This is a genomic window from Prolixibacteraceae bacterium, from assembly GCA_019856515.1.
In the GTDB taxonomy this organism is placed as follows: domain Bacteria; phylum Bacteroidota; class Bacteroidia; order Bacteroidales; family Prolixibacteraceae; genus Halosquirtibacter; species Halosquirtibacter xylanolyticus.
This window is the reverse complement of sequence record CP082230.1, coordinates 4,874,686-4,890,215: the sequence shown is the minus strand read 5'-3', so window position 1 is coordinate 4,890,215 and position 15,530 is coordinate 4,874,686. Positions and strand designations below refer to the sequence as shown.

Annotated in this window: 13 protein-coding genes; 7 read left to right on the top strand and 6 right to left on the bottom strand. The window is 35.0% G+C overall.

Going from position 1 to position 15,530, the window contains the following annotated elements; genetic code table 11:
• Positions 1–15: 15 nt before the first annotated feature.
• Positions 16–1,638, top strand: a complete 1,623-nt coding sequence (locus tag K5X82_17955) for an alkaline phosphatase family protein (GenBank protein ID QZT37095.1) — start codon at positions 16–18, stop codon at positions 1,636–1,638.
• A gap of 90 nt (positions 1,639–1,728) precedes the next feature.
• Here K5X82_17955 and elbB read toward each other — a convergent pair whose 3' ends face one another.
• The 5 genes from elbB to K5X82_17930 form a co-directional block, all read right to left on the bottom strand.
• On the bottom strand, positions 1,729–2,430 hold the full coding sequence (gene elbB / locus K5X82_17950) for an isoprenoid biosynthesis glyoxalase ElbB (GenBank protein ID QZT37094.1): 702 nt from the start codon (positions 2,428–2,430) through the stop codon (positions 1,729–1,731).
• Between the two features lie 26 nt (positions 2,431–2,456).
• Positions 2,457–2,747, bottom strand: coding sequence for a hypothetical protein (locus K5X82_17945; protein QZT37093.1), 291 nt, complete (start codon positions 2,745–2,747; stop codon positions 2,457–2,459).
• An 11-nt stretch (positions 2,748–2,758) separates the two neighbouring features.
• Positions 2,759–4,210 (bottom strand): decarboxylating NADP(+)-dependent phosphogluconate dehydrogenase, encoded by a 1,452-nt coding sequence (gene gnd / locus K5X82_17940; protein QZT37092.1) that lies wholly within the window; start codon positions 4,208–4,210, stop codon positions 2,759–2,761.
• Between the two features lie 168 nt (positions 4,211–4,378).
• Positions 4,379–5,497: a 4-phosphoerythronate dehydrogenase gene (locus tag K5X82_17935; protein QZT37091.1), complete on the bottom strand. Its 1,119-nt coding sequence runs from the start codon at positions 5,495–5,497 to the stop codon at positions 4,379–4,381.
• Between the two features lie 4 nt (positions 5,498–5,501).
• The gene (locus tag K5X82_17930; GenBank protein QZT37090.1) at positions 5,502–6,509 is read right to left on the bottom strand and encodes a Gfo/Idh/MocA family oxidoreductase; all 1,008 of its coding nucleotides are present in this window, start codon (positions 6,507–6,509) and stop codon (positions 5,502–5,504) included.
• A gap of 613 nt (positions 6,510–7,122) precedes the next feature.
• Here K5X82_17930 and K5X82_17925 point away from each other — a divergent pair.
• The 6 genes from K5X82_17925 to K5X82_17900 all read left to right on the top strand — a co-directional run bounded on the left by K5X82_17925 (position 7,123) and on the right by K5X82_17900 (position 13,400).
• Positions 7,123–8,151: a leucine-rich repeat protein gene (locus tag K5X82_17925; GenBank protein QZT37089.1), complete on the top strand. Its 1,029-nt coding sequence runs from the start codon at positions 7,123–7,125 to the stop codon at positions 8,149–8,151.
• A 934-nt stretch (positions 8,152–9,085) separates the two neighbouring features.
• Positions 9,086–9,403 carry a transposase gene (locus K5X82_17920; protein QZT37088.1) on the top strand — a complete coding sequence of 106 codons (318 nt, stop codon included), beginning with the start codon at positions 9,086–9,088 and terminating at the stop codon, positions 9,401–9,403.
• Complete coding sequence (locus K5X82_17915) at positions 9,346–9,867, top strand: IS3 family transposase (GenBank protein QZT39154.1); 522 nt, start codon at positions 9,346–9,348, stop codon at positions 9,865–9,867. The genes K5X82_17920 and K5X82_17915 overlap by 58 nt, the downstream gene beginning before the upstream one ends.
• Positions 9,868–9,918: 51 nt before the next feature.
• Complete coding sequence (locus K5X82_17910) at positions 9,919–10,260, top strand: integrase core domain-containing protein (GenBank protein QZT37087.1); 342 nt, start codon at positions 9,919–9,921, stop codon at positions 10,258–10,260.
• 215 nt (positions 10,261–10,475) lie between these two features.
• Complete coding sequence (locus tag K5X82_17905) at positions 10,476–11,189, top strand: transposase (GenBank protein ID QZT37086.1); 714 nt, start codon at positions 10,476–10,478, stop codon at positions 11,187–11,189.
• Between the two features lie 327 nt (positions 11,190–11,516).
• Complete coding sequence (locus K5X82_17900) at positions 11,517–13,400, top strand: hypothetical protein (protein ID QZT37085.1); 1,884 nt, start codon at positions 11,517–11,519, stop codon at positions 13,398–13,400.
• Positions 13,401–13,623: 223 nt separating this feature from the next.
• Here K5X82_17900 and K5X82_17895 read toward each other — a convergent pair whose 3' ends face one another.
• Positions 13,624–15,072: a transposase gene (locus tag K5X82_17895; GenBank protein ID QZT37084.1), complete on the bottom strand. Its 1,449-nt coding sequence runs from the start codon at positions 15,070–15,072 to the stop codon at positions 13,624–13,626.
• Positions 15,073–15,530 lie beyond the last annotated feature (458 nt).

Genomic DNA, 15,530 nt, shown 5'->3' with positions numbered 1-15,530 from the left:
CAAGTTTTTACACAAATGAAGCACTCCATCAAACTACTACTACCTCTATTACTGCTGGTAGTTAATATTCCATCTTTTGCACAGAACAACTCTTCGAAAGTTGTGGTAAATATATTCATTGAAAATATGAGAAATGATTATATTATACGCTATTGGCCACACTTAAGAGAAGATGGTTTCAAACGATTCTATCGTCAAGGTTATATTTGCTCTAATGTACAGATGAGTCAATCAGTAATGGACCGCTCAAGTTCTATTACCACGTTAACTACAGGTTCATGGCCACAAGTTCATGGAATTGTTAGTAACCATTGGTACCATTGGCTAAATAACGAGAAGGTAGAAGCCGTTGATGACCCCTACTATATTACAGTTGGAAGCGATTCTGATGAAGGTAAAGCATCTGCACACCATCTTCTTGTCCCTACAATGGGAGATCAGATAAAACAAATTTCACTAAAGAGATCAAAAACCTATACAATCTCTCTAAATCGCAACACAGCAATTCTAGCGAGTGGCCACATATCAGATGGTGCATATTGGTTAGATAATACGAGTGGGAACTTCATCTCCTCTTCTTACTATCTAGAGACTTTTCCTGAATGGGCCTTTCTGTTCAATAAAAAACGCCTTATAGATGATTACATCACAAGAAAATGGGAACCTCTTCTTCCTGAATCAGAGTATTCGGAGAGTTTGGCAGATGATTATATCTTAGAAAAAGGATATGCACAGCGATACAATTCATTTCCTCATGACTTGGAAGACCTACATAAAAAAAGTGGCAGTTACAAAATTTTGAAGTCAACACCTTACGGCAATCAGCTAGTATCAGACTTTGCCAAAAACCTCATTGAGTCAGAAGAACTAGGCAAGGACCAATCTGTTTACCAGCTAAATATAGTCTTCTCTACCATGGATAGTGAAGGTATTAATTTTGGTCCAACTTCAATGGAGATGGAAGATACTTTTCTGAGGCTTGACACCAATATAGCATCCATGCTAAGCTTCCTAGATCAAAAATATGGCAAAGGAAATTACCTTGTATCTATTGCTAATTTTAACCCGACGCAATATGGGGTAGAATATCTTAACGAAGAGCTGAAGATGCCTGTAAAATACTTTGACCCCACAGCAGCTACGGCACTTCTAAAGTCTTACCTTAATATTCGATTTGAAAAAGGGAATTGGATTCTTCTATCTGAGAACCAACAGATCTTTTTTGATCGAGACCTTATCCGCAAGAGAAAGCTAAGCCTAACCGAATTTCAGAACGAGACAGCCACCTTCTTAAAAGACTTTGAAGCCATTTCGCAGGCATGGAGTGCATCAACACTTCTTCAAACAGACTTCACCTCACAAAACAACCTCCCTTTTAGCCATGGATTCAATGCCAAAAGATCGGGAGATGTCGTATTCAAATTGCGACCAAACTGGGCTGTTAAAGACCGTTATAGTACTCCATCCTATTATGGAGATAAACAGTTAATGTTTATGTTCTTAGGAAATGGAATTCGTCACTATAATGATCCGAAACTATATAATGCAACTGACCTGACTCCTTCAATTAGCTATTTAATATCAATACCAAGTCCTAGCGGATCGAGTGGTCAAGCAATTACAAATATCAAAAAATAGAAACGCACACCCAACTTAAAACAAAAGATCGGTAATGCTCCCCTACAAGGTGGCTGCATTACCGATCTTTTATCTAGATAAGAGTTGTGGTTATTTCTTCTCTTCCCACAACTGAATAATCTCATCCACAATATTCAGTGCCCCCTGAAAAACTTCAGCAATAGATACATCAAGCATATAGCACGGAGTTGTAGCTAGCTTATATTTCTCATCCACAATCACCTCACAACTTTTGGTTTTGTGATGAACACCCTCCATCGCTTCAATGACATCAATTGTATCTTGGTCCTGACCAATAGTGAGATCCGCATGGGGTAAGACTTTTGCAATCATAGCAGGGGATATACAAAGAGCACCAATTGGCTTCTCCTCTTTAACCATCCAAAGAATCACCTTACGAATATCTTCATTCACTTCACATTCGGCCCCTTTAAATGCCAAATCACACAAGTTTTTTGCAACACCAAAACCACCAGGAAAGATTACTGCATCGTATATCTCAGCACTAAAATCCCCTATCTCTTTAATATCTCCTCTTGCAATTCGAGCTGATTCAACCAACACATTTCTCTGTTCTTCCATCTCTTCACCAGTTAGATGGTTAACCACATGATGCTGCATTATATTCGGTGCAAAACACTGATAGGAGATACCTCTCATCGAGAGTGCAATAAGTGTAGAAGTAGCTTCATGGATTTCAGTACCATCATAAACACCACATCCAGAAAGGATCACTGCAACTTTTTTCATAACAAGTAAATATTTATAGTGTACAATCTTATTCTTAAACATCAAATTGCATGTTCAAAAACGCAACGCTATCGACCTTTGGTAAACTTAACATGAATCACGGCTCCTATAAACATAAAATATAATGCTCCTGCAAAAATGAGCATTACATTGGAAATAGAGTAACACCAAGATGCTTCATTATAGTGCACCAAACAGTAGAAACCAAAAATGAACCATGCAACAGATTGTGCATAGTTCAATATCCAATTATAGAAACGTGAGACAATACCTTTTTTAGGCACTGGGGCTGGACGAAAAAACACAAAAAGTGAAGAGACAAACCAACATCCCAATACCAAGTACAACCATTCGTTCATTATGAATCTAATTAGACGTTATATGTTGTTGAAGCAGTATCCCCACCACGTCCAGTCCAATTCGTATGATGAAACTCACCACGCTTACCATCTTTTCTTTCGTAGGTATGTGCTCCGAAATAGTCACGTTGTGCTTGCAACATATTTGCAGGAGAATCTGCAGTTCTAAAACCATCAAAATAAGACAATGCCGATGAGAGTGCAGGAACAGCAATACCGTTAGCTACAGCTGTAGCCACCACATTACGCCATCCTTTAGCGGCTGCCTCTAACTTATCTCTAAAGAAATCATCTAACATCAGGTGTTCTAGAGTTGGATTTTTATCATAAGCCTCCTTTATCTTTCCTAAGAAAGTGGAACGGATAATACAACCACCTCTCCACATCAAGGCAATATCACCATAATTAAGATCCCAGTTATTTTCTTTGGCAGACTCACGCATTAAATCATAACCTTGAGCATAAGAGATAATCTTTGAGCCAAGTAAAGCAGCTTCTAAATCATCTACAAACTGTTGTTTATCACCTTTAAAATCAACTTTTGGAGCATCATAGATCTTACTTGCAGACACTCTAAGATCTTTCTGAGCAGACAAACAACGAGCAAATACAGACTCACCAATCAATGTCAATGGGATACCAGCATCAAGCGCAGAAACAGCAGTCCATTTACCTGTTCCTTTTTGACCAGCAGCATCTAATATTTTTTCGACCAAAGGATCGTTATTTTCATCTCTAAATGCTAATATTTCGGCCGTAATTTCAATCAAATAACTATCTAGATCTCCTTTATTCCAATGAGCAAATGTTTCACTCATCTCATCATGAGATAGGTGTAATACACGCTTCATCATATCATAGGCTTCACTAATGATCTGCATATCTCCATATTCGATACCATTATGGACCATTTTCACAAAATGTCCAGCACCATCATCACCAACCCAATCACAACAAGGAGTACCATCATCAACTTTGGCTGCAATAGATTGAAAAATATCCTTGATATATGGCCAAGCCTCTTTAGATCCTCCAGGCATCAAAGATGGTCCCAATAGAGCTCCCTCTTCTCCTCCAGAAACACCACTTCCTACATAAAGCAACCCATGGGATGTAACATATTTCGTTCTTCTAATTGTATCCGGATAATGAGAATTTCCTCCATCAATAATGATATCACCAGGCTCTAGCAAAGGAATCAGCTGATCGATCAACGCATCAACAGCCTGACCTGCTTTTACCAACATCATCACCTTCCTCGGACGCTCTAAAGATGAAACCAACTCTTCTAATGAATGTGTTCCGATGAAGTTCTTTCCCTCTCCACGACCCTTCACAAAAGAATCTACTTTAGATACCGTACGATTATATACCGCAACAGTATACCCTTTACTCTCCATATTTAGCACGAGGTTCTCGCCCATCACTGCCAATCCAATTAATCCTATATCTGCTTTTTTCATGATATACTTTTCTCTATATGCTACAATACTAAATAAAGACATCTCCTTTAAAGCGTGAGTCTTTATTGGGCTACTTTGATGCTAACAAATATAACTAGAAATAGAAAGAAGACAAATAGATCCTATTATATCTTTTATCTATCACATGATAAGTTTCAACTATAATCTCTACAATTCAGCCACTTGAAAGTTCATTTCTTTGAGAATTTTAACTACTGAAAGGTCTTCACTTATGACACGATAAGCTGGAAATTCTCTTCTTAAAGGATATGATCCTCTTTGCTGCTCGAATGTTTCAGGAGAATTTTTCAATAACTCGATCTCATCTACCATTCGATACGTATGTGAAATTGCTAACCATAATGCCTTTCTGCTATCCAATCCTCTCAAATCAATATCCACCTGCTGTGGCACCTCTATCGTTTCTGGCCACCAATCCTTGATAGGCAAGTTAAAATAACTTGATATGGTCGCTACACTCATCGCCGTTCCCATAGCCTTACCATCTCTAGAGTATCCTGCAATATGTGGTGTGGTAACCCATACCTCTTTCAATAATACACGATCAATATCAGGTTCATGTTCCCAACAATCAACAACAAGCCATGAAAGTTGCTCTCGATCAAAAACTTGTTTCAAAACTTCCGTGTCGAACACCTCTCCTCGACAAGTGTTACACAAAATAGGTTTCTTTTCACACTCCAAAAGAAACTTTGTGTCCACCATATGAAAGGTTGCATCATCTCCATCCATTGATAGAGGAACATGGAATGTTATAATATCTGACTCGCTCTTTATTTTATCTAGAGAGACAAAATCCATATCCACACCTTCTCGCTCTAATGGAGGGTCGTTCAGCAATACTTTCATGCCTAAAAGAGATGCATACTTTGAAACTTTACGTCCCACGTTACCTACGCCTACAACTCCTAATGTTAACCCCTTTACATCTATCCCTTTTTCAAGATATAACAATGCGAACATCGCAGCCATATATTGTGCAACAGACCATGAATTACATCCTGGTGCATTTTGCCAAACGATTCCATGATCATCACAATAAGATCGATCGATATGGTCAAAACCAATGGTCGCGGTAGCAATAATTTTCACATTTGAACCGTCCAAGAGCTCTCTATTACACTTCGTTCTCGTGCGAATAATTAATGCATCTGCATCTTTTACCATCGCAGTATCAATCATTGCTCCAGGAGCATATACCACTTCAGCATAGGGTTCAAAAACACCTTGGATATAAGGTATTTTATCATCGACAACAATTTTCATAAGACTACTTATTTTGATCCATATAAAATTTCTTGACCATAGACCACATTGCCCAATTGGTATTCATTGCAGACATCCCAGTACTTGGACAATCTCCTTCTCCACGCAGTGATTTAACAATAGAGTCAATCAAGTTCAACTGAACATGCTCAGGACGTGGATACTCTAAGATTTGATCTGACTCTCCTCTCCTCTTCACAACTATAGGTGTAAATTGGAAAGTAGACATCTCTATGGTTCCATTTTCACAAGTTATAACTATTTTATCAGAAAAATCTTCATAATTGGCATCAAACATCCATCGACCTACACCTTTAACTCCATTTTCAAACTCAAAAGCACCATGTACACGCTCCTCAGCACGATGAAGTTGTCGAACATTAATCGCCTCTCCTCCTGCTTTTAATATCGGACCAAACAGTGACACTAAGTAATCTAATGTATGGGACGCTAGATCATAAAATAGTCCAGCACCAGCAACCTCAGGGATCACTCTCCACGGAAGCTCACCTTCATATTTCTCTGGTTCATGATGTTGATACAACTCCACTTCAACTTCTATTGGCTTGCCTAATGTACCCTCATCAAGAAGTGACTTCACCTTTAAGAAACTTGGCAAAGCTCTACGATAGTAGGCAACATACAACGGAATACCGGTTTCCATCGAAACCCTATTCATCTCTAGACACTCTTCTATAGTAGTAGCCATAGGCTTCTCTACATAAACAGGCTTACCAGCCTTCATGGCAGCGATAGCATAAGCAGCATGTAAATTCGGGGGAGTGGCAATATAGACAGCATCGACTTCAGGACAAGCAATTAATGCATTAGCATCAGTAAATGTCAATGGCACATCATGACGCATTGCATAATCTTCTAGTTTCGACTTATCCCTTCTCATCACTGCAACTAACTTCGAGTTTGGGACCTTATTAAACGCAGGGCCACTTTTCTTCTCTGTGACATTCCCACAACCAATGATTCCCCATCTTATAGTGATATCCTTACACATAGTTTTCTTACTTATAATAAATGTTATAAATGTGAATTATGTAGATCAAATTTACAATAAAATAGAGTGGCGAAGACGAGATAGCTCAAAAATTTACTACAAAATGGTCATTATTGATATTAAAGACAAAGATGTATTATGTTAATATATCTAAAATACTTAATGACTGATAATTATTCAATAGACCAAGTTAAGTTAAAGATATCAAGATACACTATTTACAATTAATTTCGTATGTTAATTTACATTAAAACAAGAGAAAAATAGAGACCACATATTAACATAATACATTTATTAACACCTATTTTAACCACTATTATAAATTATCAAAAACATCAATAATTACTAAGAGCCTATTCTCTTTTGTATCCCACATCATTTTATTTCACTCAAACAACTATAAATAAGCACAATCACAAACACAATATGATTTGGTTCGCAAAACACAAGCCCATAGTAGTTAAATAATTATAACACATCAACAAAGTATTATTTAACAATATATATTCGCCATTGAAACTATTAGTTCTGTAATTCAATAAACGTGTTATAAAGCTTATATGGTTTCCTTTTATCCCCTCAAAAACAACCATTTTTTAATAAACATTTATTTATGAGAAGAATTTTATTTTTATGCCTAATGGGATTGGTATGTCAAGCTGCCATGGCCCACAAAGATTGGAATACACAAAATGTTACTATTGAAGGGGTAGAATATGCTACGATTACAGCCTATAAAGGATCTGACACAGACATTCAAGTCCCTAAATATATTGATGGGGTGAAAGTTTATAGTATAACCAAATTAATTGATGATACCAAGGGTAGTACTATTACGACTGACCAAGTAACATCGTTGGACTTCAGTAAAGCCAACTACATAAAAGAAATTGGTGCTAATTCATGCTCGAACTTAACTGGGTTAACAACCAATATTAAATTACCGAAGAATTTAGTGAACATTGGAGAACGTGCTTTTGAATCGACTAATTTTAATGGACCTGTTGATTTGAGTAATAAAGTAAAGCGTTTAGGAGATGGTGCTTTTGGACACACTACAGGTATCACACGTTTCGTTATACCAGCAGATATTGATTTTATAGGAGACAACTTATTAGGACAATCAAACATACCTAAGATTGAATCTAAAATCATCGATCCTTCTAGACTTGAGAACCCATTTCCAGATTTCACCGCGAATGTTGGGGATCCGAACTATAACGGTTATTCATGGAACCCTTTTTTGGATGTTTATAATAATCCATTAGGAATTCCTGAGAAAGACAAAAGCTATCCTGAGCTAATTGTACCTGAAGGAACATTAGTAGCATATCAAAACCATAGTCAATGGGGAAGTGCTTATTATGGGAAAAGCTTTAAATCAATCACCGAGGTAGTCTCTACTTCTAGCTTTGATAAAAAATCAGATTGCAACATCTATGTTTCAAACAAGCAATTAAATATCAAGAGTGATAAACAACTTAAGAAAGTTTCAGTGTTTAACATACTAGGAACAACACTTAAAGAAGTAAATTCAAACTCAACTAACGAAGTTATTTCAATTAATTATGATGGAATAATTTTAGTAAAAGTAATTTTCACCAATGGTGATCAAAAAACTTTTAAAGTACTAAGTAAATAGTCTTAGAGTTCATTTATAATAAGAGAGAGACAAGAGATCGACTTTTCATATCCGAAAATATCCTATCACATATTGTAACTCTTGTATTATAAGTTCCATAACATATTCCTTTGTGGAGGCAACAGTGAAAGCTGCTTGCCTCTGCTTATTTTCCTTACTCAGAAAGAGCATTTCCCATCTCCGTCATCATTAACGTAAAATAGATTCACAACGAGACAACTGTAGAAAGTTTACCTTTCCCATAATGCTGAAGAATAAATAAATTGTCTCAATCATTAAATTACGTCTTGCCAAACTAATATCTAACATATTGAAGAGTGTTCGAGAAACACACTCCTTAAATAGGGATTGCTCAGAAAGTTTCAAGAAAATAAAATTGGTCCAGCACCTCTATTTTCACTCCACTGATTACAATCTGCATTTTCAAAAAAGAAAGTGTCTTAGAATCGCTAAAACACACTTTAATTTCAGATAAGTACTTCCAATGACGTAATTTATGATATCTTACGATACGTGACACCATATATATCACTCATTTTTAATCACTTAAACATAAGTATCAAGCAAATATAATAACATAAACTAAATAGAATGATGTACTTAGGCACAAAAGAAAACTTCTGTATAAGTTTTCTTTGAAGTTTCATTAAATTCTACAAAAGACACATTGAAGCAATCCAACTTTCACTTTTACCTTGTCTTCGTGCTTTTAGATTCATTGAAGATAAAAAATGATTACTAAAAGCTAATACAAAACACATATTTATTTGACAATAAATAAACTAGACCTTCTTAGTAACTCCTATATATCGTTTCTTACATCTGTAATCAACTTAAATATTGCATTTCACACACAAATTAAGATACTTAAAATCAATACTATGGATGTGCTACATTTGATCGGACATTTAATTAAGCTCCTTATCTTTAGATTATGAGAAAGCAAACAAGAAAACGTTACGATAAAGAATTTAAAATTATGGTTGTCAATTTGTGTTTTAGTGGCAAAACAGCACAATCAGTAGCCGCTGATATGGATCTTGAAGTAACAATGGTTCGCCGATGGGTTCGCGAGCACAAGAAGTATGAAAGCAATAGTTTTCAAGGAAATGGCAATCCTGTTCGGACTGTAGAACAAGAAGAAATCGCAAAACTAAAAGTAGAGCTACGCCAGACACAAATAGAACGTGATATATTAAAAAAGGCAGTGAGCATATTCTCCAAGAGCGACAATACAAATTTAAGTTTATAAAAAAGTATAGGACTGAATTTACTGTCGAGGATATGTGTGGTATTTTAAAAGTAAGCCGAAGTGGTTTTTATAGCTGGTTATCAAGGGATGATAGCCCAAGAACTGTTGTTTTAAAAGAGGATACGATTCGTATACGTAAAATATATACTGAATCAAAGGCTCGCTATGGTAGTCACAAGATTGCGGCGGAATTAAAAGCCCTAGGTGTTGTTACCTCTAGAAATAGAGTAGCGCGAATAATGAAGAAGGAGTCTATCAAAAGCATTGTAAATAAGAAATATAAAGTCCAAACGACAGATTCAAATCATTCCAATTCGATATCCGAGAACCATTTAAATAGAGCTTTTAACCCAATTAGACCATCGGAAGTTTGGGTTTCCGATATTACCTATATACCAACTGATCAAGGATGGCTTTATTTGACTACTGTTATTGATCTTTTTGATCGTAAAGTAATAGGTTGATCTCTGTCCAGTAATATGACTACTGAATGCACCATTATTAAAGCTTGGCAAATGGCTAACACAAATCATGAAAGTAGGCCAGGTATGATATTTCACTCTGATAGAGGCGTACAATATACAGCGAAGGAGTTTAGAGAAAAGTTAGTTAAGAATGGAATAATTCAAAGCATGAGCCGTAAAGGTAATTGCTGGGATAATGCGGTAGCCGAAAGTTTCTTTAAAATAATCAAATCTGAAATGATAGATCATAAATACTATTACTCACATTTTCAGGCAAAAGTGGACATTGTGGAATTTATCGAAGTGTGGTATAATAGACAGAGAAGACATGCAACACTGGTGTATCTGACGCCTATTGAATTCGGAAAAATAAACTATTTAAACTTAGCTTAATTTAATGTCCTATATTTTGTTGCATATCCAGTGATAAAAACACCATTGGATTAGACTATTGGCTTATGAATATTGTGCATATAAATAGGGCAAAGAAAATGACGCCTTTGTACAACAAATTGTACAGCTTCGATCATGGAGCAAAGAGTGAAAATAAAGAAGCAATAGAGGCCGTATAGGAAGTTTAGAATGCCATATCAAAGAAAATAACTTATGTGTTTGATCGAGGTTATGATCGACAAATTTTTAAGGATCATATTGTTAGCCAGCAATCTAATTTCATAATAAGATTAAAAAAGAATACTAAGTTAGAGTACAAAGGCAAAGAAGTTACAGTTTCTACAATTGGTACAAAGATTCCATTCTTCATGGAATTAACTGCGAATAAAACAGGTAAGAACAAAAGTAAACAGATATGTTTTCAGTGTGGTGCCTTAAAAGTTAAATATCGCATAAAGCAGAAGGAGTATGAACTACGGCTTGTTACGACTAAACGAAAATCAGGAGGGAAATGTTGGTTGTTGACCAATTCACCCAAGGGCTCAATAACGGAAATCATAAAAGAAGCATTTGAAACATATGGCTTTCGTTGGAAAATAGAAGAATACCATAGACATATCAAGTCAAGCTATGATATAGAGTATATACAAATAAATAAATTTGATGGGTTGCAAAGCATGTTGGCAATCTTAACAAATGCAACGGGAATCCTGTATAACACGTTAGAGACAATGTATCTTCGGTTGTTGTTAGATAGTAAGATTCAGATACTTGATAAAAACAAAGTATCTAAACTTCGGAATTTCATCTATTATAAGATAAGTGTAATAATTAAACCTTTATTGTCAAACACTTACCCTAGACATGCTATACATAGTAAACAACCTCCGTTAGATCTAGCACAAATGAAACTTCAATTAGATTTCTGATAAAAAACGGGAGGTAGTCAATTATTACTAGAAACACTTTTATCAAAGTTTGAAATAAATACAAGCTAAAATAAAATACATAAAGTGATTAAAGAAACCCAAGACGATTGGACAAATGCGACCTAAGAGTTACCAAACTATTGAATTTTAATCACACAATAAAACGGCATGTGCTAAGAATTTTTATACTTTTGTTGCACACTAAAACTTAACGGAGTAAATTTCATGAATATCAAAACAGCTTACTTACTTGCCATAAGTCTCTTTTTTATAAACTCAGCATGCAACAGTTTCTCAACTAAAATTCATGTTCATATTCCAACAGATATGGAATTAGAACAAAAGCGAGCGTTATTAAGTATCAGAGAGCAGAACAAACACAATCAAACCATGGAAGATTGTCGTCTGTTGTCGTTAAGGAAGTTGCGTAAGAACATTGGTCAAAATAGCAAAAAAATAGAAGGAATTGCGGGTTCACATCTAGAGGATTTTAAGAACACTCATAGGGAAATGCTAAAAAAATATGCTCCACAAGATGAGGTAGAATTATCACGACGAGTTGACTTTAATTTTACTAAGAATGATTCGTCATACATGACCTTCGTAAAACAAGGACATGTATTTGGTCAACATTTCAGGAAGGACACCAACAATATTTATATTATTCGTGAACCCGATCTGAGTACATTCACTACTTTCTCAATGTCCGATGGAAAAAGCTTATCATCAGGAAAATCATGTGATTTCTATACCTACCCTACTTACAAACTTAGTAAGGTGTTCTTTTCCAACGGTAAGATTGAAAAAAATGTTAGTTCTGACTGGTGTGGGTTCTTTAGCCAATCGTGTAAAATAGGTAGAAAAGCACCTATTGATAGCTTACTCGTAAACTTCTCATTAAATAGCATCTTTGAATGCGATACTTTGGTATTAACCGTCGATGATGTTGGAAAAACCTATAACGACATCACGCTTCATGAGCTGAAAAATAATTCTATTTCATTAGAAAGCAATAACGATAAAATAATTAAAATAGTATGTCGAAACGACAGAGGAATGTACTTAGAAGATGAGTATAGATTTACTGATTCAACCCCTTGTCGCAGCGAGAAAGCTTACGATAAATTTATTGAAGAGAATAGACTGCTTAAGAAAAAACTTGATGCTATTGATAATAAAGAGGATGCACTGCGATTACTTGAAGATAGCTTTCTAGACAGTGAACTTGATCCTAGTGCCAACCTCTGTGAAAACTATCTATTTTACAAAGGCAATATAAAGGAAGTTGTGATTTACCGAATTCTAAAACGCGATAACATTGTCTTTGATGCCATGTTTAGGGCTGCTAACCCTAACCAACAATTGTTTACAAATGGTTTTAATGATAAAACTGAAATACTCAATCGTAAAGGGGAAGTGGTTCATAAATTACCGATAGGTCAATTGAATTTTGCCACCTCACGTAGTTACAATAGTATTGACCGTGGATTTGAAAACGTTCACTACCTTAAGAATTCTGAGGAGAATTACCATTTCGACATTGAGAAGAAGAGCATCACAAAAATGAATACATATAGTTTAAAAGGAGCTTTATCTTCTAACCTTGTAAAAGTATGGGATAATAAAAATTATAATCTCTGTATTCTTGACAAGAATATGATTGCCATCAATGACTCTACATACGATAAGATCGAACTAAATGGAGAACTGATTATTGCTAAAAAACTTCAATGTCGTTTGTATAATACTTCAATATTTAAATGTCATATTTATGATGGTAATGGTCAAAAAGTCCTCCCCTATTACGTAACTTCTGTTGCACCTCATTATAAAGGAATTTATCGCGTAACAGTGAACAACAAGATTGGCTATATGGCTTCTACTGGAGAATGGCTAATTAAACCTAAATATGACATGCTAGATATTGGTTTTGATCGACGAGATGAAGACATGAAATACTTTTTGCAGATGGTCAGCCTTAATGGTAAAATGGGACTGATCGATTTAGATAATCATTTAAAACAACTTATACCCTGCAAATACGAAGAACTAATCGTTATTCCTGAAACAAACGGTCAATTCTACATTGCTTCATCCAGCTATAACTATTGTGGAGTAATTGATATTAATGGAAAAATAATAAGCCCATTTAAAACAATTAGCTACAATAATCTTTACAACGAATTCATAAAAACTATTCAAAAGCCTTAAACAACGGTACACAGATGGTTATCCAGAGATAGTTTAACTGATCGTTCTTCGGCTCCTAAGAACTATTTTAGGATTGGATGATATATGGATAATATGGATTCGACAGTAAGCAGGAGTTCTGTTTATCTCACTCTTACATCGGAAGGTATTAATAAACAGAGTACATCACAGAAAGCTAAGAAATTTAGTCCATAGAATAACTAAACTGATGTTTCCCATGTCTTTATTCAGGTTCATAAACCATTGATTCAATGAGCCTAAAGAATTTATTATTTTCGGGTTTATTTTTAAGTACACTGATTATCAATTCATTAAAATCACTATCGATGATTTCTGCGAGAGTTCTCATCAATTCGAGGATAAAACCCCAAATTCGTTGTACTATTACAAGTTCCATTCCTTGATCTTTTACATGAGCAAAGATTCCACCTAGCGTCTCATATGCCTCGAACCTTTTTGCTAAACTAAAAACGTTAAACTCAATAATAGCTACAGATAGATCTGCTATTTGAGCATCAAAATCACTCGATTGAGATTTTCCTAAACCAAAATAGTTCTTTGATTCCTTAAAAAAGACCTCAATACTCCATCTAATACTATATATCTGATAAGCTTTCTCTATGCTCAGCTTTGTATTTGAAGATACCAATAAATGCCATTTCCCTCGCTTACTGTTCTTGCAAAAGAATAGTTTTACATCTGTACCTTTATATTTCACTGTGACTTCTGCACAATATAGACTAAGTGACTTTACCCATTTTACTCTCTTTCGCTGTTTAAGTAAGAGAGCAAGTTCTTTGGTGCTATATTCTTTGTCTTTGAAAGAATATTTAGCACTAGACATCTTAGCCATTGCAACAAGATGCATACCATTAGAGATCACAGTTTTTAATATTGAATCACAGAAGAACCAACTGTCCATAAGTATGTAGTCTACTGTAATTCCTTGTTTAATAGCATTTACCATCATCTCTTTTGCCATCGTTATTTTATCAATAACGAGTTCTTTCTCTCGGTTAAACCCATTACTCTTTGTTGATCGTTTCTTTGAGAACTGTTTTTTACGTTGTTTGGCAGTGAGTCCAAATGGAGTCTTTTTATTCTTCCCTCTTTCTTTATGTAGAGAGAAGTCCAATGTAAAATAGCTTTTGCCATCCCATAAACCTAGAAATAATCCTTTAAAACCAAATATATAACGATGGGTTACATGCGACCATATTTTACTAACATGTTCAGTTTTGTAGGTAGACTTCTCAAAATCAGTATCGTCAATAATTAAGCATCTTTCTGCTTGATTACAGTCATCAGAGTGAGAGTTTTTGGCTATTTGACCAAAGAGTTTATTATTACATGATGAAACTATAGTACGCCAATCTATCTGGCTGTTATTTTTAAATCGATAGAATGTATTCTTTTGTGCTTCTAACATCTCTGATAGATAATGCTTACTGTAGCTATAAATATTAGGGATAGAGAAAATTGGGAAAAGTAGTAAGCCTAATAGTATGTCACCTTTGAAGTAAGTAGACTGAGGCAACTCTTTATTTCCTAATTTCAGTTGTCTTAAGTTGAGTAACTTGTAAAGGCTAATAATTCGATTAATTCCTTTATCACTTGAACTGAAAAAACTCTGTGTCTCTGAAAAAACTTTTGTACTTTTATTCTGAAGCATGATTTATTTGGTTATTGGAACAACATTAATTTACTGATAATTAATGAATTATCAAAATAAACATGCTTCTTTTTATGCTGTAAATCAAGATGTTAGCCTACATGGGAAACATCAGTAACTAAACCATTCACACCGTAAAGCAATGGGATAGTTGAAAGGGTCAATGAAACTATTAAATCAGCTACGATATTCAGAGAAACGTATGATAATCTAAAAGAGACGCTAGATGAACTTAACAATGATATGTTTTATGCTATCTCCACATGACTTGCATGGAGTAATGTGCATATTGTTAAGACAATAGTGTTTCATTTAAGTAATCTTAAAAACAAACTAAATAGGCTGATGTACTTAGGTATAGAAAGTAATACTTTTTCAAGGTGTTGTATTCCACTTCCTTTTTTAATATGAGAATATGAGGATACTAAGATCTTGAGAAAGAGATATAGTAATGTTGT

What these genes read in the sequence shown, in the direction of transcription:
- K5X82_17955 (QZT37095.1), top strand. Translation starts at nt 16, where the DNA reads ATGAAGCACTCCATCAAACTACTACTACCTCTATTACTGCTGGTAGTT.
- K5X82_17895 (QZT37084.1), bottom strand. Translation starts at nt 15,072, where the DNA reads ATGCTTCAGAATAAAAGTACAAAAGTTTTTTCAGAGACACAGAGTTTT.
- K5X82_17925 (QZT37089.1), top strand. Translation starts at nt 7,123, where the DNA reads ATGAGAAGAATTTTATTTTTATGCCTAATGGGATTGGTATGTCAAGCT.
- elbB (QZT37094.1), bottom strand. Translation starts at nt 2,430, where the DNA reads ATGTTTAAGAATAAGATTGTACACTATAAATATTTACTTGTTATGAAA.
- K5X82_17935 (QZT37091.1), bottom strand. Translation starts at nt 5,497, where the DNA reads ATGAAAATTGTTGTCGATGATAAAATACCTTATATCCAAGGTGTTTTT.
- K5X82_17900 (QZT37085.1), top strand. Translation starts at nt 11,517, where the DNA reads ATGGAATTAGAACAAAAGCGAGCGTTATTAAGTATCAGAGAGCAGAAC.
- K5X82_17920 (QZT37088.1), top strand. Translation starts at nt 9,086, where the DNA reads ATGAGAAAGCAAACAAGAAAACGTTACGATAAAGAATTTAAAATTATG.
- K5X82_17945 (QZT37093.1), bottom strand. Translation starts at nt 2,747, where the DNA reads ATGAACGAATGGTTGTACTTGGTATTGGGATGTTGGTTTGTCTCTTCA.
- K5X82_17930 (QZT37090.1), bottom strand. Translation starts at nt 6,509, where the DNA reads ATGTGTAAGGATATCACTATAAGATGGGGAATCATTGGTTGTGGGAAT.
- gnd (QZT37092.1), bottom strand. Translation starts at nt 4,210, where the DNA reads ATGAAAAAAGCAGATATAGGATTAATTGGATTGGCAGTGATGGGCGAG.
- K5X82_17910 (QZT37087.1), top strand. Translation starts at nt 9,919, where the DNA reads ATGGCTAACACAAATCATGAAAGTAGGCCAGGTATGATATTTCACTCT.